This window comes from Halanaerobium salsuginis (assembly GCF_900114545.1).
Lineage (GTDB): Bacteria > Bacillota > Halanaerobiia > Halanaerobiales > Halanaerobiaceae > Halanaerobium > Halanaerobium salsuginis.
The window spans coordinates 1-18,896 of record NZ_FOTI01000051.1 but is presented as its reverse complement, the minus strand read 5'-3'; the positions used below and the strand labels follow the sequence as shown (position 1 = coordinate 18,896).

The window sequence follows — 18,896 nt, the reverse complement described above, 5'->3', positions numbered from 1 at the left end:
TTCATGGTTAGCTTTAACCATTTCTTTTATTCGATCTTTGAAATCTCCATTTACTGGCTGTGGTCTTTCAGTACTTAGTCTGTACTTTTGCTCTGGATTCTCAATTGCTCTGGTTATCGTATCTCGGTGTAATCCAGTTTCCCGAGCAATAGCTCTTTTGCTTTTCTTTTGATTAAAATACAAAAATCTAATATAATTATATTGTGCCATTTCTATCACCTTTCTTACCTCCCGCATAATATGATTTGTGGTTAAATCAATTATACAGGAGGCGGTGATAGAATGGTACATTTTTCGTTTAGCAGACCATTAATTTTGGTATACTTTTAGTTTAGTATATGCAGCAAGTTTTAAGGTTATAGTAGATACATCAAAGAAACATACACTATTTGTCTTGATAAACTCTTTAGCATTTTTTGCAATAGATTTTTTTGCTTTTGTAAATTCTTTTATTCGTTCATTAAAAGAAGAAATTTGAGTTTTTTCATCAATGCTAATAATTCCGCCATGTGTCCGCTTAGCTAATCCTCTGTTTTCCAAAATCGAAAAATCTCTTCTGATTGTATCTCTAGAAACATTTAAATAGTCAATCATTTCTTTTGCTGAAAGAGCATCACGTTCTTTTAATAATTCTAATATTTTTGATAATCTTTGTTCTTGATACATATACATCTCACTTCCTTATTTTTATATTAACACAGCTTATAAGTATATACAATTAATTTTAAGTGTTTTTAAGTGTTTTGATAAAAAAGTTTTTAAATTGTATTTGGTAAAGTAATGTTTAATTTTTTTATCATTTTTATTACCAGACCTGGCTATTCTTTTTGAAATTGAGTAAATAAAGTAGATCTCTATCATATGATATAATAATAGCAGATAAAGCTTGCAAATTAAACAATAGCAGATATAAAATTAATCAAAACAAATAGATTAGAAAGGAATTTTGAAATGAAAGATAATATAAAAAACATAAAAGTATTTGATTCAGTAAAAAACAAAATAGAAGGTAGTATAAAAGTTGAAGCTGGTGATACTAGAACAGGGAGAAAAGTTGTTCATTATGATAGCAAAGATCCTGGCATATCTGAAGCAAGAAAAAAATTAGAAAAATTAATAAAAGACTTTGTGGAACTGGGAAAACCTGATCTAGAAACCTATTTAGCAGAAATAGTTTCAAAATTTAGATGTAAAACTAATTTAAAGCAGATATTATGTTATAGAGGTTTATCAATAGAATCTGAATCTAATTTAAATGATAAATATATTGGACCAGCTCCTAAAGAGTATATAACAGATAATCGCTATAATAGTAAAAATGAAAACTGTCTTTATCTAATTGATGATAATAAATTTATAAAGGAAGAAATTTGTAAAGAAAATTGGCTTGAACAGAAATATGAAATACCATTATCTGATTACAAGATAGCTGATTTATCTGTTGATAATAATAAAATTAATAATATATTAAAATTAGCCTTTTATATGTCAGAAAAAGGTAGAACAAATTCTGGCTATAATATTGAAAGTGCGCTGCAAAAAAGGGGGAAATCTAAATATTTATATAGTCAATTATTAGCTAAACTATTTAAAAAATATAAGTGGGATGGTTTTTTTATTGCAGGAGTAAGAGGTAGAAAAAAAGAACATTATAATAACATAGTTATTTTTGAGTCTATAATTCGAGATTGGCAGGAATGGATTTCAGGACAATATTACTATCATAAAAGTATTTAAACTATTAAAGCAAATTAGGAGCTGATATTTTTGAAAGAATTAAAAGATAGTGCCCAAAAAGTTCAAGGTGAGCTTAACAAATTAGGTTATGAAAACAGAGTAATGGAATTACCAGATAGCACTCGTACTGCCAAAGAAGCAGCTGATGCATTAGGTTGTTCTGTTGGCCAAATTGCTAAATCAATTTTATTTTGCTTAAAAAATGCGAATGAACCAGTATTAGTTGTGGCTAGTGGTAGTAACAGAATTAATGAGCAAGAAGTTGAAAAAAATTTAAATGACAAACTGGGTAAAGCAGATGCAGATTTTGTTCGTGAGCAGACAGGATTTGTAATTGGAGGAGTTCCACCATTAGCTCATCAAGAGCCTATTATGACTTTTATAGATCAAGACTTGTTTGACTATGATGAAATATGGGCTGCGGCAGGACATCCCAAAGCTGTATTTAAGTTAACACCCGTAGAATTAGAAAAAATGACAGGCGGAAAAGTAATTGCTGTTAAATAAAATACATAAAGTTAGGTGAATTAACATTAGAATAAGAAAAAATAATAAAAGTGAGATTAATCAATTAGTAGATTTATGGTATAGAGTATCCTTAAAGGCACATTATTTTGTTGATCAAAAATATTGGTCTGAAGCTAGAGCTGACATGAGAGAAAAATATATACCGATGTCAGATACTTATATTATAGAAGATAATAATCATTTATATGGATTTGTTTCAATGTTAGATAATTATCTAGCTGCAATATTTATTGATGAAAAATTTCAAAAAAAAGGTCTCGGTAAATCTTTATTGGAATATGTCAAAAAAGATAGAGCTTACATAGAACTAAAAGTTTTTAAAAAAATATTAGGGCATATAACTTTTATTCTAATAATGGCTTTAAGATAAAAAAGAGTTTAATTAATGAAGATTTAAATGAAGAAGAATATCTAATGATTTGGGAAAAATAATTATTTATCGAGAAAGAAAAAATAAATTTAATGATTATTTAGAGAAGATCCAGTAAAATTGTATTAATATAAGTAATTATAAATTAGTGATTTTGTTTTTTATTATAAGATAAAGGAAGTAGGTTTATTTAATGGCTATACAAAAAGTATTAATGTTAGGTAATCCAGATTTGCGAAAACAATCAACTGAAATAATAGACTTTGGGCAGCCCCTGGCTAAAATTATTAAGGACTTAAAAGATACTTTGCTTTATTTACAGATAGAGAAGAAGATTGGTCGAGCATTAGCTGCGCCTCAAATAGGTTATTTAAAAAAGGTGATTTATTATAATTCAAATGATGAAGAGATAATTATGGTTAATCCTGAAATAATTTGGCAAAGCAAAAAAATGTTTGAGATCTGGGATAGCTGTTATAGTTTTGATGCTGCTTTTTTTGTTAAAGTTTGTAGATATTGGCAGATAAAAGTTAAGTATCAGACTAGAAGGGGAGAGTTATGAAAAAAGCTATTTTACTATTAACTTTCTGTTATATCTTAATTTTTACTAATTTAGTTGGGGCAAAGACTAATTATTAAGCCTGATCAAGTTGAGTTCAGTAATGATTTTAGACATAAAGAAATTAAATGGTTAAAATGGGATTTATTAAATGAATTAGATAGAGATAGTTATTTAATTTATTCTGACTTTAACTTTAAGGATAGAAGTAAAAAAAGACTTGTTTATTATGTTCGCTGGCATTCCTGGCGGGGCAAGATTTATACTGGGTATTTAGTTGATCAAGATGAAACTAACCTGCTTGAGCTGGACTATGAAAAAAATCCACAAAAATTATTCTATCCAAATGATAAACTAGCCTATGGATATTACTGGTCCTGGTGGATAAATAATGTTTTTCAATATCAAGGAAGCTATTATTATCTTGATGAGTCAAATAAATTTGATAGAAATTCTGGTTTGCGAAATATAATAAAGATAAATTCTGATGGTTCATTAGAAACAATAGCCAGGTTAAAGATATATATGTCTTTAAAAGAAATTTTAAGTAAACAAGAATTTGCTTTTTATAAAGCTTATCTTTTAGTAGTAAATAATATTATGGGAAAAGAACTACCAAATAGTGGTACTTTACATTCTCAAACTAGAGCATTATTGGCAGGAGAATATGGAGCTACTCAGGCAATTTTACGTCCCTGGGCTTTAATTAGTCAAAATAAAACTAATTATATAGCTGCTAAAAGATTCTTAAAAAACTGGGCCTATCAAGATAGCTGGAATTTAAGAGAATATCAGGTATTACAAAATCACCTCAGATTCACCAGAAAAAGGTTAGCAAAATTTTATTTTAATTATTATGATCTAGATGATAAAACAGCAGCAATCATGGCTGATAATGCAGTCTGGGCTGTAATTAATTCTTATCTTGTTATTCCAGGCTATTTTAATAATAACTATTCTAAAGAAACATTGACAACATATTTTAATAAAAACTTATTAATGTACGCAGCTCATCTAAATAACTATCAGGCAGTTAAAAAATTAATAAAACTTGGCTATGATGTTAATGCCAGAACTATCCAGGCAGAATCATGGCTTGCTACCCCGTCTATTTACAATAGAACAGCCTTAATGTATGCTGCTGAAAATGCTTCTCCTGAAATTATTAGAGAATTAATTAAAGCAGGGGCTGATTTGACTGCTGTAGACAGTATTGGGCGGGGAATTACTTATTATATTAGTCAAAATCCTCGTTTTAATGACAAAGAAAAACAAATTGATTTACTTGATTTAATTAATAAATATCAAAAAAACAATAAAATGTTTAAAGCAAGTTTTGAAATTGACAAGGCAACAACTAGAATTGAAAAAACAATTGTTAATAATAAAAGTCTTGCTATTTATGATCGAGAAATGGCAAAAACATATCACAAATTATTTGCTTTAAGTGAAGAAAAAGAAATAATAAAAAAAGACCAACAAACCTGGTTGAAGTTAAGGAGCAAAAAGGTTGCTAAGATTAACAATAAGACTAGCTTTATTATTAAATTAATCCAGTTAACTAGGGCCAGAAATAGATATTTATTTCAACAAATTTCAGCTCTGGAAAACTAATTTTAGAGTCAATCTAGAAAAAAGATAGTTTGAAATAAAAATGTACCATTGTTGTTATCATTAATAGTTCGATAATAAATGGTACATTTTTTGCATAATAATTATGTTAGTTAACAAAGTTAATTAAAGCTTTTATTGCATAAATTATAATAAAAATTAAACTTTTTAGTTAGGTTTGCTTGCTGAAATAAATTTCTTATAATTATCTATCCTTTTATGGTACTCATCATTTTTTATCATTTCTTCAAATACCTGTACAGTTTCGGCAACATCATCAGAGTGTATTTTCTTTCCTGTTAAAGTATCATGAGCTCTTTTTAGTTGTTCTTCAGGGAATTCGAATTTTATCTTATTATCTACAATATTAATATTTCCTTCAATACCACATAAGCAACAAATAGCCTTTGTTGATTTAACATCTAAGTAGAAATTTCTATTATGGCAGTGAGGACAAACACCTTCTTTGCCTAAGTAAGTTGCATTTTCAATATCATTAGCTGCTTTAGCAAGGTTAATACCTATTTGATGCACTCTTGAAACTATATTATCATCCATGACAGCATTAGTAGACCATTGAAACACATCATTGTCAATAATCTTCCAGGCAGGACTTAATGATTGCATTGCTGAATCACAATGCGCTCTTGATACCCATTCAGAACCTCCAAATCCTATATAAGAGACAACTTTATCTTCTAAAAGTCTTTGGTCAGGAATTTTATTATTATTTTCTTTAGCAAGCTTAGTTGCGATTATATTAATTCCTTTATCAGTCCTTGGTCCAAAACGATCCGTAATTGTATGGAAGATTCCTGGTGTTCCTTTTTCAAAAATTGGATTTGAAAAAATTATGCCATCAGCATCCAACATCTTATCTAAAAGCCAATTAAAATCATCATTTAATGAACATAAATTACCTTTTCCTGACATAAGAGCATTAACACAAGCAATACAGCCAGTGCAATGTTTAATATCTAAATCAAGTAATCTAATAAATTCAATATCTGCACCTATTTCTTGAGCACCTAGCAAAGCTTCTTTACACATAGAATCATTTTTCTGGTTTTTTCTACCAGCTGAAATTCCTAAAATTTTCATTTTAATCCTCCTAAAATTATTTTAATCTATCTATAATATAGTAAAATAAACATCATATGTTAGTTATTAACAACTAACATATGATGTTTAAAATTATATTCGTTTAAAAAAACATCTTTAGTTTTAATTAATAAAAGAATCAATATAGTCTTCAAGATAATTTTCAAGACTATTATATTTTAATAGTTCAGGTAAAAAATTAACATTAAAGAATAAGCCGAAGTTAATTGAGAGGAAATTACCTGCTAAAGCTTCCAAATTTCTTTTTTGGCTAATAAATCCTTTATTCTGCATTTCTAAAAGATAATTAATTAATTCTTTTTTTAAAGTTAAAGGAAATATTTCTAAAGGAGATTTAGAATTAGGAATAAATTCATTGTTTTTTAACTCAATTGAAATTATTTTCTTATTGTTTTCCATAGTTTTCTGATATATTTGACTAATTTTTAATAGATCATCTTTTAAATTATAAGTCAAATTATTTTCAAAAAAATATTTAAACTGAGGAATATATATATATTCTGTAAAGGATTTATTAAATAAATTTAATTTATTGCCGAAATGTCTAAATACTGTCATTTCACTTACGTTAGCTTCATTGGCTACATCTTTAATAGTGATAGAATCGTATCCTTTTTGAGAAAAAAGATTTATTGCTACTTCCAGAATTAATTTAGATGTATCTTTTTTCGCCATTATAAATTCTCCTTTATAATGTTATTGTTGACTAACATGATAATTCTAGCAGAAATTATTTGTATTGTCAAATATAATTTATTAACTTAAGTATTAAAAGCTAAAACAAATATATTTTCAAAGCAGCTGTAATCTTAAAGCTATCTTTGATATAATGAATTAAATAAATTAGCTAAAAATAAATCTTATAAATTAGCTTAATAATAGAGGTGTTAAAATGATTGAAAAAATAAATATTAAAGAACGTGTCCATAATTATTATTGGCAGGAAGATTTAAATTGTGCAACCACAATTTTAAAAGTATTGGCTGAAATGTTTGCAGTTGATTTAGAAAAGCAGCTCATTGATGCAGCAATTGGTATGCATGGTGCTGGTAAATTTGGTGCACAATGTGGATTAGTTGAGGGTTCTTTGCTTTTTTTAGGAATATATGGAAGAAAGCAAAATTTTTCTAAAGAGGATATCATTAGACTTTGCTATAATTTTGCAGATCAGTTTGAACATGAATATGGAAGTTTAATCTGTAAGGATTTGCGGCCAGCCGGATTTAAAAAAGATAATCCCCCTCATTTATGTGAAGAAATAACTAATTCAGCAGCAAAATTTGCCAGCAATTATATTAAAACTAAAGTGATTTAAAAACAGTATTTTAATAAGAAAATTAAACTGCAAAGGATAACTTTTAAGAATGTTTTTTTCTATAGGCAGAAGGAGTTAAGCCAGTTTGTTTTTTAAATACCTGACTGAAATATCTTGTATTTATATTAAAGCCTAGCATTGCAAATATTTCATAGATATTTTTTTCTTGTTGTGTCAGTAAAAGTTCTTTCGCTAAATTAATTTTCTTTTTTCTTAAATAATCACTAAAGTTTTCTTTCATTTCTTTTTTAAATTGTTTACCAAGATAATCTTCATTCATATACATAATATTATTAGCTATCCATTTTAGTGATAATTCGGGATTAGCTATATTTTTATCTATAACTGCCAGCATATTATTAATAATTTCACTGTGCTGACCTTTATTAATTGATCTTACATGAGCAATGTTTTTGGCTTCAGTAACTCTTCGTTTATTAATAACATCTCGGCAGGCTTCTTTTAATATTGCATGTATTTCATCTTCAGAAGTTGGCTTTAGTAAATAATATTTAACCCCATAGGCCATTGCAGTTTTGGCATACTCAAAATCATTGTAACCAGAGAGTACAATGAAGATAATATTTTTATTATATTGATAGGTTTTTTTTATTAAATCAAGCCCATTCATTAATGGCATTCTAATATCCGTAATTATAATGTCTGGGGTTGGTTGATTAAGATCTTTTACTATTTCTAAAGTATCTCTACCATTTCTTTTAATAGCAATAAGCTCACAATCAATGTTTTCCCACTCAATGAGTTGTGAAAGACCTTCCCTGATAATTTTTTCATCATCTGCTATAACAACCTTAAACATAATCTAATTATCCCCCTTAATTTTTTCGAAATTACCTTTTTCAAGTGGCAGGGTTATACTAACAGTTGTACCCTGGTTAGCAGCACTATCTATTTTAAATTTAAATTTATTTTTGTAGAGAAATTCTAAACGATTAACAATGTTTTTTATACCAACACTATTCTTTTTTAATTCAAATTTAGTATCATTCAGCTCAGCAATTTTATCACTGCTAATTCCGAGACCAGTATCTGTAACCGTAATTTTTAGTTTATCATTATTTTTCTTAATAAAAAGTTTAATTATACAGGTATCTTCTGCAGGCTCTAAAGCATGTTTAATAGAATTTTCTACTAATGGTTGAATAATCATTTTAGGAATTAGATAATCTGTTAATTGCTGATCATAATAATATTCATACTGAAGGCGTTCATCATAGCGAAATTTCTGGATAAACATATAATTATTTAATAAGTTAATTTCTGCCTGAATTGTTGTCTTATAAGTAGTTATATCTATACTATCTCGCAAAATAACTGCCAGTGATTTAACCATATCAGCAATTTTTTGCTGCTTATTTAAACGGGCCAGCCAGTTGATCGAATCAAGTGTATTATAGAGGAAATGAGGATTTATCTGACTCTGCAGCATTTTATATTTTGTTTCTACAAGTAATAATTTAGTTTTTAGTTTATCATTGACAAGAGTATCAATTCTTTTGATCATAATATTAAATTCTTTATATAAGTAATTTATTTCAGAACTATTATTTTTAAAATCATTTATATTTTGGGGTAATTTAAAATTGTTTTTTTCTACATCTTTCATTATTTCACATAGTTTTTCTAGAGGTTTAGTAATATTTTTTGAATAAAAGACACCAATTAAAAGTGAAATTAGTGCAATTACTACAATAAAGAATAAGACTTGTTTGCGAATTATGATTAGTTTTTGGAAAATATTATTATAAGGGATAAGTTGAATGAATAAAAAATTGTTTGCTTGATTTTTATAACTTGCTACTAAATAGTTTTTATTTTTAATCCCAATAATATTAACTTTATTATAAAACAATTCTGCCCGGGAGGGTATTTTTTTTATTTGGGCAGAAGAAGAATAGATAAAAGAGTTTTTATATTTTATGATAGTAATTGGACTTTCATAGATATTTTTAATTAGAATTTTTTTCATAAAAGGTTCAAGATTAATAGCTATAATAGCTGTTCCAATTTTTTCGAAGTTTTTTCCTTTTATTTTATTAATATCTCTGATTAAAAGCAGTTTGTCATCATAATTTTTGTTAACAGTCCAGTAAATACTGCCTCTGAATTGGCTGCTTTTAGCTGAAATTTTCTGATAGTTTAATTTTGGCATAGATAAGCCAGATGTATAAATATTATCCTGATTATCAATTATATTTACAGAAGAAATATGTTTATGACCCTGCATATAATGCAATAATTGTTCTTCAATTAATTCAGATTGTTGATACTTATGATAGGGATCATTGTCAATTGTACTTAAATAATTTTGTAAATAACTATCAATTAAGATATTATAAGAAAGCTGTTCGTAAGAATTAAGTGCTTGTTCAAAATTATAAGAATAGAGACCTAAGATTGTATGAGTCTGATTTAAAATAACTGAATCATAAGCACTATATGATCTATATAAGGCATAGAAACTTAAGCTGCTCAAACTTACTATAATAATGAGCAGCAGTATAATTATTTTAGATCTTAATTGACCAGTATTAAAAAAATCCATATCATCACCTAACCCATAGTATAGCAAATTATTAGATAATTGTCACCTTAATCAGCCAGCTAAATTGTAGGCAAAGTTCTGAAAACACTGATTTTTAAACATTTTAAACTGTAAATTATATTTTACTCAATATTTTATTGAATTATAATAATAATATAATAATTTAATTAACTTAAAATACTGGAGGGGGAAAAATGAAAAAAAGAATTTCTTTGTTGTTAAGTTTTTTATTTATTGTTTTATCTTTAGTTGGAGTTAGTTTTTTTAATCCGATCCAAGCTGCTGATGATCAGGTTACTTTGCGTATTTCCTGGTGGGGTTCACAGAGCAGGCATGATTATACACTTAAGCTGCTTGATATGTATACCAAACTACATCCAAATGTTAGTTTTGAACCAGAATATACAGGCTGGGCAGATTACTGGACTAAATTAAGTTATCAGGCTGCTGCTAATGATCTACCTGATATTATGCAGTCAGGTATTGGTTGGCCTGAAACAACTACTTTAATTAATGCCAATATGTTTGCTGATCTGACACCATATCGTGGTAAAGAATTAGATTTAAGTGGAGTAGCAGATAGCTTAGTTAAAACTGGTATGAATAATGAAAAATTATTAGGTGTACCAGTTAGTTCAAATGCACTGGCTATTATTTATGATCCAGAAATTTTACAAAAAGCAGGTATTAAAGCTCCAGCAGCTGATTATACCTGGGATGATTTTTTAAGTATCTGTAAGACTATTAATGCCAAACTTGGAATTTATGGTACAGGTGAAATTGAAACCCCTAATATTTTATTAACTTATTATCCACGTCAGTTTGGAGAACATTTTTATGATAAAGATGCTAAATATGGAGTTGGCATATCAAAAGAAGTACTTGTTAATTATTGGAAGCTTAAATTAAAATTACAAAAAGCAGGTTTAATGCCAGATTTAGCAGAGATATCTCAAGAAATGGGAGTTGAAGATCATCCAATTGTACATGGTAAAGCTGCTTTTGCCTGGAAATGGGCTCCTAACCTTTCTGTACTTGAAGCTCCTACAGGTAAGTCTTATAAATTGTTGACTTTACCAGGCCCAAATCAAGATGATGCTCTTTATATTAAAGCCGGGATGCATTTTTCTGTCGCTGAATCTTCCAAACATAAAGCAGAAGCCGCTAGATTTATTAGTTGGCTATTAAATAATATTGAAGCTAATCAGATAATGAATGCTGAACGTGGAGTTCCAGCAGATGCAGATGTTAGAGCAGCAATGATTCCTAATCTTGGCGAAACACAAAAGAAAGTTTTTGAATATCTTGATTTTGTAAGTCAGCACAGTTCACCTAAAGATACATTTCTGCCTGAAAACGTTAACGATATTAATCAATTTGTAAATGAGCTAGAAGAACAGGTCTTATTTGAAGTTTTTACACCTGAAGAAGCAGCAGATAAGTTTTTTGAAAACCTGCCTAATCTTTAAGTTAAACTTATTTTTGGCATAACTAATAAAATAATAGAGAGAAGAATATATATTCTTCTCTCTATTATTTACAGAAAGGATATTTTTTTATGAAAAACACTGTAAAAAAAATAAATAAGTTTATCGATAAACATAAATTAACAGGATATATCTTTGCTTCTCCCTGGATAATTGGGTTTTCAATCTTCTTTATTATCCCAATTTTGAATTTGATTTATTATTCTTTTACAGATTTTAATTTAATAGCAGATCCCTCCTGGGTGGGTCTAGAAAATTATCATCATCTGCTTGTTGATCCTAAAATTTTAAAAGCATTAAAAGTTACAGTTAGTTATGTAATTTTTTCCGTTATTCCCAGGCTTGCCTTTGCCTTATTTATTGCAATAAAATTGAACCAAAAAAGAAAAGGAATTGGTATCTATAGAACTATTTATTATATACCATCAATTTTAGGTGGAAGTGTTGCAGTTGCTGTACTCTGGAGAATGCTGTTTACAAGAGATGGAGTAATAAATTCTCTTTTAGGACTAATTGGAATACACTCAGGAATATCATATATTGGCAATCCCAAAACAGCATTAAGTACAATAATTTTGTTAGCAATCTGGCAGTTTGGTTCATCAATGTTGATTTTTTTAGCTGGGCTAAAAAATATTTCTCCTACTTATTATGAAGCTGCAGCGATAGATGGTGCAGGTAGATTTAGCATATTTAAAAATATTACCCTGCCATTATTATCACCAGTAATATTATTTAATATTATAATGCAGATTATTAATGGTTTTATGGTATTTACTCAGGGCTATATTATCACTAAAGGTGGCCCGCTTAATAGCACATTATTCTGGGTTTTATATATGTATAGAAGAGGTTTTGAGTCTTATGATATGGGGTATGCTTCTGCTATGGCATTAATTATGCTGCTGATTGTGGCATTAATATCATTATTTGTATTTAAAACATCATCTAAATGGGTATTTTACGAAGTAAAGGAGAATTAAAGTGAAGGATTTTAAAAAAATTTTTGGATCAATAGTTTATCATTCAGGTAATATTCTACTAGCAATTATTATGCTTTATCCGATTATCTGGCTTTTATCAAGTTCGTTTAAAGCTAATGGAGAAGTATTTATTAATGCTCATCAACTAATACCAGATACATTTCATTTTGAAAATTATCGAAATGGTTGGGCAGGCTTTGGTAATACAACTTTCGCAACATTTTTTAAAAATTCAATAGTTATTACTGCTATTTCAACACTTGGTTATATTTTTTCCTGTTCTGTAGTAGCTTTTGCGCTGGTAAGAACAGAATTTAAGTTTAAAAAATTCTGGTTTGCAACTGTTATGTTATCAATGATGCTGCCTAAACAAGTTCTTTTAGTACCACAATATATTCTTTTCCATAAATTTAACTGGATTAATACTTTTAGTCCTCTTGTTGTACCACCGTTTTTTGCCGGGCCATCATCAGCATTTTTTATTTTTTTAATAATGCAGTTTATTCGTGGTATTCCTAAAGAATTAGATGAAGCAGCAACTATAGATGGCTGTGGAACTTTTAAACTTTTTATTTATATTATTGCACCTCTTATTAAGCCGGCTTTAGTTACAGTAGGCATTTTTGCTGTTTACTGGCAGTGGCAAGATTTTGTTGGACCACTGCTTTATTTAAATAAACCAGAACTTTATCCAGTTTCATTAGCTTTAAAACTTTTTTCTGATCCAAGCACTGTTACAAACTGGTCAAATATGTTTGCTATGTCAGCTTTATCACTTGTGCCCGTTATTTTAATATTTTTTGTATTCCAGAAATATATTGTAGAAGGAATTAGTTCTCAAGGTTTAAAGGGATAACAGATTAGTTTAAATAGATAAACAATCAAATAGGAAAGAAGGTTTAAGATAGATGAAAATGATCTTTCGTTGGTTTGGAGAAGGGGATGATAGTGTAAGCTTAGAAGAAATCAGACAAATCCCTGGTATAAAAGGAGTTGTAACTGCTCTAAGCAATATTCCTGTTGGAGAAGTCTGGCCCCAGCAAAAAATTGATCAGTTAAAAGCTAAGATAAATGCTGCTGGCTTAGAGATGGAAGTTATTGAGAGTGTAAATATTCATGAAGATATTAAACTTGGGTTAGCAAGTAGAGATAAATATATTGAAAACTATAAGCTAACCTTAAAAAATCTTGCCCAGGGAGGTGTTAAAGTAGTCTGCTATAATTTTATGCCTGTATTTGACTGGCTCCGTTCTGATTTAGCCGAAAAACTAGCAGATGGCTCAAATACTATGTCCTATAATGAAACAGAAATAAATAAAACAGATCCAGTTCAGTTGATCGAAGAATTTGCAGATGGTTCAAAAGGTTTTTCACTGCCGGGTTGGGAAGCAGAAAGATTAGCTGAGCTAAAGCAAATAATGGCTCAATACCAGGAGATAACAGCAGATGATTTGTTTGATAACTTAAAATATTTTTTAGAGGCAATATTACCTGTCTGCCAGGAAAATGATATAAAAATGGCAATTCATCCTGATGATCCACCCTGGCCAGTTTATAATTTACCAAGGATAATGACAGGTAAAGAGAATATCCGCCGGTTATTAAAAATGGTAGATGATCCATATAATGGACTAACTCTCTGCAGTGGTTCACTGGGTTCTAATCCAGCTAATGATGTGCCCGGATTAATCAGAGAATTTGGTAAGAGAATTCATTTTGCGCATGTAAGAAATCTTAAATTTACAGGAACTGGTAAGTTCCATGAAACATCGCATTTATCAAGTGATGGTTCATTAGACTTATTTGAGATAATGAAAGCTTATTATGAGATTGGGTTTGAAGGTTATATGAGACCAGATCATGGACGAATGATCTGGGGAGAAGAAGCTCGTCCAGGCTATGGACTTTATGATCGAGCCCTGGGAGTAACTTATTTGAATGGTATCTGGGAAGCAATTAATAAAATTAGTATTGTTTGATTGCTTAACTTAATAATAAGATAAAAAAGTTATTTAGGAATAGGCACCTTATAAAATAGGTGTCTATAATATTATCTAGCTACTTAAGCTTGCTAATAAATTTAATTAGAGATAAGATATAAAAAAGGAGATATTTGAATGTATCTGAATAGAGAATTATTGAGATTAAAAGAAGTTATAGCAAAAGATTTTAAATTATTTGATCAGGATCGAGTGGCTGCTATTTATTATGATGAAGATGATTTTAAAGTTGTAGATATAGCGGCTCAAGATTTAGCAGAAGATATTTTTTCAGTAACCGGGAAAAAAGCAAAAGTTATTAATAATAGTGCTAATTTAGCTAAACAGATGATTCTTGTTGGAACTTTAGGCAAAAATAAACTAATCGCTAATTTAGTCAAAGAAAAAATAATAGATATTAGTGGAATTAAAAATAATTGGGAAAGTTTTTTAATTACAACTGTTCAGAATCCAGTTGATGCTGTAGAACAAGCTCTTGTTATTGTTGGCAGTGATCGTAGAGCTACTGCTTTTGGTGTTTATGAGTTAGCAAAACAAATTGGAGTATCTCCCTGGTCCTGGTGGGCAGATGTACCTGTACTAAAAAAAGAAAAAATTATAATTAAAAATAAAAGTTATGTTTATGGACCGCCAGCTGTAAAATATCGAGGGATATTTATTAATGATGAAGACTGGGGATTACAGCCATGGGCAGCAAAAAATTTTGAAGCAGATAAAGGTGATATTGGTCCTCGTACTTACGCTAAAATATTTGAATTATTATTACGCTTAAAAGCCAATTATATCTGGCCAGCAATGCATCCTTGTACCAGAGCTTTTAATGGCTTTTCAGCTAATAAAGTAATTGCTGATAATTATGCAATAGTAGTTGGATCCTCTCATTGTGAGCCAATGCTGCGCAATAATGTTGGTGAATGGAATAAAGAATTGTTTAATCAATATACTAAAAAAGAATGGACTGCTGAAAGCTGGAATTATCAAACTAATCCAGATATAATTTTTAAATATTGGGAAGATAGAGTAAAAGAAAATTCTCAGTATGAAAACACTTATACAGTTGGTATGCGTGGCATTCATGATGGCGGAATGCCTGGTCCTGATAGTTTATCTAAAAAAGTTAAATTATTAGAAAAAGTTATTAGCGATCAAAGAAAAATCTTAAAAAAACATATTGATTACGAAATAGATCAAGTGCCTCAGGTATTTTGTCCTTATAAAGAAGTTTTAGATATTTATAATGAAGGATTAAATTTACCTGATGATATTACTACCTTATGGTCAAATGATAATTTTGGCTATCTGACCAGACTTCCAACTGCTAAAGAAAGTAAAAGGAGTGGGGGAGCAGGAATATATTATCATATTTCTTACTGGGGAAGACCGCATGACTATCTCTGGCTCTGTACTACGAATCCAACTTTAATCTGGGAAGAAATGAAAAAAGCTTATCAATATAATGCTCGTCAGATATGGGTTCTAAATGTAGGCGATTTAAAACCAGGTGAGTTTTTAACTGAATTCTTTCTTACTCTAGGCTGGCAAATAGATAAGATGACTGATAAAGATATAGAAGAGTACATTTCCAATTGGATTACAATTAATTTTAATCAGCAATACAGCTCCCAAATAACAGAAATAATTTTAGAATTTTATCAGCTTAATTATATCAGGAAACCTGAGCATTTAGGCTGGAATTCAGTTTATCCAAATACTGCTATTCAAGATCCTGAATTTAGTATCTTTAATTATGGAGATGAGGTTGAAAAATATCTTAACCGCTATTTAAAGATTGCTAACTTAGCTGAAAAAATTTATTTAGCTCTGGAAGAAAAATTTAAAGCTGCTTTCTATCAGTTAGTTTTATACCCAGTTAAAGGTGCAGCTTTAATGGCTCAGAAGATGCTTTATGCTTATAAAAATAGAATTTATGCTAGTCAGGGTAGAATTAGTGCTAATAAATATGCCAGGTTAACTAAAACTGCCTATCAGCAGCTAAAAAAAGCAACAAATTATTACAATGAAAAATTAAATAATGGTAAATGGCAGGGTATAATTTCTATGAAACCACGCCAATTGCCAGTTTTTGAAATGCCTGAACTTACTCAAGTAATTCCCCAAATTAAAGCTGACTATGGAATTATTTTAGAAAATAGTCAAGAATTGCTTAATAGTAATCATAACAATAAATTACCAGCCTTCAGTAAATTCAGCCAGAAATCATATTTTATAGATATTTTTAATAAAAGTGACCAGCAAATAAACTGGCAGGCTAAAGTAGAACAAGATTGGATTAATATTTCGGTAAATAGTGGTATCCTGGAAGATGAGCTGCGATTATTTGTCTCCATTATTTGGGATAAAATTCCTGCAGGTGATATAGTTGAAGGCGAAATAAATTTATCTATATTAGGGGAAGATAATCTTATTAAGTTGGAAGTTTATAATCCTAACTTAATAGAAGCAGCTACTAAAAATACATTTATAGAAATAAATAAATATATTGCTCTTGAAGCTGAAAATTATAGTAAGAAAGTAAATAATCAAACTGCTAGCTGGAAATTTATTAAAGGATTATCCAGAACTGGCAAAGGTTCTCTAGCAGCAACATCTGTCAATAATTCAGCTTTTGAAATTAAAGAATTAGGAATTACTAACTTCCAAGCTCAGTCACCTTTGCTAGAATATAATCTTATTATCTCTACACCGGGAGAAGTAATAATTACTGCTTATTTCTTGCCTACTAATGCGGTTAATGATAAGAAATATTTGCGTTATGCAGTTGCTTTAGATACTGATGATCCTCAATTAGCAGAATTATTTTCTTATACTGATGAATATGATAAAACCTGGCAGCAGGATGTTTTACGTTCTACTAAAATAAGCCAGACAAAGCATTACTTTAATAAGCCAGGCAAGCATAAATTGAAAATTTGGATGGTTGATCCGGGAGTTATTATTGATAAGATAGTTTTAGATTTTGGAGGAGTAAAACCTTCTTATTTAGGGCCAGCTGAAACACTTTATAATTAAATTTTAAACTAAATTAACTGATAAGAAAAGGAGTAACTAATATGTCAGAATACAAGAAAATTTTAACTGCTACTTCTAGATTAGAATCAGAAAGACTGATTTTAAGAAAATTTAAATTAACTGATGCTTCAGATGTTTTTTTATATGCTAGTGATATAGTAGTTACTGAATATTTAACCTGGCCACCACATAGAAATAAAAAAGAAACAGCTCAAATACTTAAAGACTATTTTATTGATAAGCCAGGAGTTTATGCAATTGAGTTAAAAAGCAAAAATATCTGTATTGGCAGCATAGAATTACGATTGGATCCCGACCATGATAAAGCAGCTCTTGGATATGTACTAAATAGACAATATTGGCAGAGAGGTTTTATGACAGAAGCTCTAAAAAATATAGTTAGTTTTTCATTTGAAAAGTTAAAGTTAAATCGACTTGAAGCTACTCATTATGCTGGCAATGAAGCTTCTGGTAGAGTGATGCAGAAATCTGGTTTTGTTTATGAAGGTACTGGCTTAAAAGAGCTTAAAATTAAAGATAAATATCATGACGTGGTTCATTATGCAATTTTAAAAAAAGATTATTTAAAAAGCTTAAAAGCAGATTTCAGTGATTAGTTAGATCAATTGTAAATTTAATTATTCTCTTGTTATAATAAGTTAAGCATTATAATTATAGGAGGTATATTTATGAAAACAATAGGATTAATAGGTGGTATGAGTTGGGAATCGTCGCTTGAGTATTATCGTATTATAAATGAAAATGTTAAAGATAACTTGGGAGATCCTCATTCTTGTAAGAGCATAATGTATTCTGTTGATTTTGCAGAATTCGAAAAATTACAGCATCAGGGTAAATGGGATATTTTAACTGATAAAATGATTAAAATTGCTGTAAATTTAGAAAAATCAGGAGCAGATTTAATTTTGATTTGTACTAATACAATGCATAAAATGGCACCTGAAGTTCAAAAAAATATACAGATACCTTTGTTACATATTGCAGATGCTGCAGCAGAAGCAATTAGAGCTGAAAAAATGAATACAGTTGGTCTTCTAGGAACTAAATTTACAATGGAAGAAGATTTTTATAAAAACAGATTAAAAAAAGACTATAATATTGATGTAATTGTGCCAGATGAACAGGATAGAGAATTTGTCCATAATGTGATTTACCAGGAGTTGATATCAGGAATTATTAATCCTGAATCTAAGAATAAATTTAAACAAATAAGGTTGTATAATTAATGTTGTGAAGAAAAAACTGTAAATCTAAAAATATCTAAATAAAAAAGGCATTTGCCTGGCTCCGTTGAATTAAATAGTTACAACACCAAAAATTCAATAAAGGAGTCAAGCAAATGCATAATAATCTTATCACAGATTTAATGGATTTACCAGACCTAGTTGCAACAGATTTAATTAAAACGGAGGAATATTTAGTTTTTGTAGCTGACTATAAAATAGATCATGTTAAATGTCCTGTCTGCGGCAAAAAAGCAGAAAAGATTCATGATAGAAAAACTCAAATGATTCAGGATACTTCTCTTCGAGATAAAAAAACAGTTATTAGACTTGAAAAGAAACGC

General features: G+C 29.1%; 19 protein-coding genes and 1 pseudogene. 14 read left to right on the top strand and 6 right to left on the bottom strand.

Translation table 11 applies throughout. From position 1 onward, the window contains the following. Nucleotides 1–219, bottom strand: a pseudogene (locus BMZ74_RS12555) (IS21 family transposase); the annotation flags it as partial. A gap of 90 nt (nucleotides 220–309) precedes the next feature. Continuing rightward, the gene (locus tag BMZ74_RS12550; protein ID WP_089862561.1) at nucleotides 310–666 is read right to left on the bottom strand and encodes a DeoR family transcriptional regulator; all 357 of its coding nucleotides are present in this window, start codon (nucleotides 664–666) and stop codon (nucleotides 310–312) included. Nucleotides 667–951: 285 nt separating this feature from the next. On the opposite strand from BMZ74_RS12550, the gene BMZ74_RS12545 reads away from it, so the two are divergent. From BMZ74_RS12545 to BMZ74_RS12525, 5 genes are all read left to right on the top strand, one after another. Next, nucleotides 952–1,737: a hypothetical protein gene (locus BMZ74_RS12545; RefSeq protein ID WP_089862560.1), complete on the top strand. Its 786-nt coding sequence runs from the start codon at nucleotides 952–954 to the stop codon at nucleotides 1,735–1,737. A gap of 30 nt (nucleotides 1,738–1,767) precedes the next feature. After that, nucleotides 1,768–2,244: a YbaK/EbsC family protein gene (locus BMZ74_RS12540; protein ID WP_218142082.1), complete on the top strand. Its 477-nt coding sequence runs from the start codon at nucleotides 1,768–1,770 to the stop codon at nucleotides 2,242–2,244. Between the two features lie 145 nt (nucleotides 2,245–2,389). Beyond that, nucleotides 2,390–2,635 carry a GNAT family N-acetyltransferase gene (locus BMZ74_RS14635; protein WP_218142081.1) on the top strand — a complete coding sequence of 82 codons (246 nt, stop codon included), beginning with the start codon at nucleotides 2,390–2,392 and terminating at the stop codon, nucleotides 2,633–2,635. Nucleotides 2,636–2,828: 193 nt separating this feature from the next. Next, nucleotides 2,829–3,197, top strand: a complete 369-nt coding sequence (locus BMZ74_RS12530; protein WP_089862559.1) for a peptide deformylase — start codon at nucleotides 2,829–2,831, stop codon at nucleotides 3,195–3,197. A gap of 54 nt (nucleotides 3,198–3,251) precedes the next feature. Then, nucleotides 3,252–4,808 (top strand): ankyrin repeat domain-containing protein, encoded by a 1,557-nt coding sequence (locus tag BMZ74_RS12525; protein WP_089862558.1) that lies wholly within the window; start codon nucleotides 3,252–3,254, stop codon nucleotides 4,806–4,808. 165 nt (nucleotides 4,809–4,973) lie between these two features. Here the strand turns inward: BMZ74_RS12525 and BMZ74_RS12520 are convergent, their stop codons facing one another. Together BMZ74_RS12520 and BMZ74_RS12515 are read right to left on the bottom strand one after the other, a co-directional pair. Next, entirely contained in the window at nucleotides 4,974–5,906 is a 933-nt protein-coding gene (locus tag BMZ74_RS12520) for a flavodoxin family protein (protein WP_089862557.1), read from the bottom strand. A 123-nt stretch (nucleotides 5,907–6,029) separates the two neighbouring features. Then, the gene (locus BMZ74_RS12515) at nucleotides 6,030–6,602 is read right to left on the bottom strand and encodes a TetR/AcrR family transcriptional regulator (protein ID WP_089862556.1); all 573 of its coding nucleotides are present in this window, start codon (nucleotides 6,600–6,602) and stop codon (nucleotides 6,030–6,032) included. Nucleotides 6,603–6,819: 217 nt separating this feature from the next. Between BMZ74_RS12515 and BMZ74_RS12510 the strand changes: the two genes are divergently transcribed. After that, complete coding sequence (locus BMZ74_RS12510; protein WP_089862555.1) at nucleotides 6,820–7,242, top strand: C-GCAxxG-C-C family protein; 423 nt, start codon at nucleotides 6,820–6,822, stop codon at nucleotides 7,240–7,242. A gap of 43 nt (nucleotides 7,243–7,285) precedes the next feature. Here BMZ74_RS12510 and BMZ74_RS12505 read toward each other — a convergent pair whose 3' ends face one another. Together BMZ74_RS12505 and BMZ74_RS12500 are read right to left on the bottom strand one after the other, a co-directional pair. Next, entirely contained in the window at nucleotides 7,286–8,062 is a 777-nt protein-coding gene (locus BMZ74_RS12505) for a response regulator transcription factor (RefSeq protein WP_089862554.1), read from the bottom strand. A 3-nt stretch (nucleotides 8,063–8,065) separates the two neighbouring features. Then, nucleotides 8,066–9,835: a sensor histidine kinase gene (locus BMZ74_RS12500; RefSeq protein WP_177181446.1), complete on the bottom strand. Its 1,770-nt coding sequence runs from the start codon at nucleotides 9,833–9,835 to the stop codon at nucleotides 8,066–8,068. 167 nt (nucleotides 9,836–10,002) lie between these two features. Here BMZ74_RS12500 and BMZ74_RS12495 point away from each other — a divergent pair, with 167 nt between their 5' ends. The 8 genes from BMZ74_RS12495 to BMZ74_RS12460 all read left to right on the top strand — a co-directional run. Then, nucleotides 10,003–11,277 (top strand): ABC transporter substrate-binding protein, encoded by a 1,275-nt coding sequence (locus BMZ74_RS12495; protein ID WP_089862552.1) that lies wholly within the window; start codon nucleotides 10,003–10,005, stop codon nucleotides 11,275–11,277. Between the two features lie 89 nt (nucleotides 11,278–11,366). Then, nucleotides 11,367–12,278 carry a carbohydrate ABC transporter permease gene (locus BMZ74_RS12490; RefSeq protein WP_089862551.1) on the top strand — a complete coding sequence of 304 codons (912 nt, stop codon included), beginning with the start codon at nucleotides 11,367–11,369 and terminating at the stop codon, nucleotides 12,276–12,278. Nucleotides 12,279–12,348: 70 nt separating this feature from the next. Further along, nucleotides 12,349–13,134: an ABC transporter permease subunit gene (locus BMZ74_RS12485; RefSeq protein WP_089862562.1), complete on the top strand. Its 786-nt coding sequence runs from the start codon at nucleotides 12,349–12,351 to the stop codon at nucleotides 13,132–13,134. A 52-nt stretch (nucleotides 13,135–13,186) separates the two neighbouring features. After that, nucleotides 13,187–14,257, top strand: coding sequence for a mannonate dehydratase (gene uxuA, locus BMZ74_RS12480; protein ID WP_089862550.1), 1,071 nt, complete (start codon nucleotides 13,187–13,189; stop codon nucleotides 14,255–14,257). Nucleotides 14,258–14,395: 138 nt separating this feature from the next. After that, nucleotides 14,396–17,308 (top strand): glycosyl hydrolase 115 family protein, encoded by a 2,913-nt coding sequence (locus BMZ74_RS12475; RefSeq protein ID WP_089862549.1) that lies wholly within the window; start codon nucleotides 14,396–14,398, stop codon nucleotides 17,306–17,308. 41 nt (nucleotides 17,309–17,349) lie between these two features. Continuing rightward, nucleotides 17,350–17,925: a GNAT family N-acetyltransferase gene (locus BMZ74_RS12470; RefSeq protein ID WP_089862548.1), complete on the top strand. Its 576-nt coding sequence runs from the start codon at nucleotides 17,350–17,352 to the stop codon at nucleotides 17,923–17,925. 72 nt (nucleotides 17,926–17,997) lie between these two features. Next, on the top strand, nucleotides 17,998–18,555 hold the full coding sequence (locus BMZ74_RS12465) for an aspartate/glutamate racemase family protein (RefSeq protein WP_089862547.1): 558 nt from the start codon (nucleotides 17,998–18,000) through the stop codon (nucleotides 18,553–18,555). 113 nt (nucleotides 18,556–18,668) lie between these two features. Next, the coding region (locus BMZ74_RS12460) for a transposase family protein (RefSeq protein WP_143070176.1) at nucleotides 18,669–18,896 on the top strand (228 nt) is incomplete at its 3' end.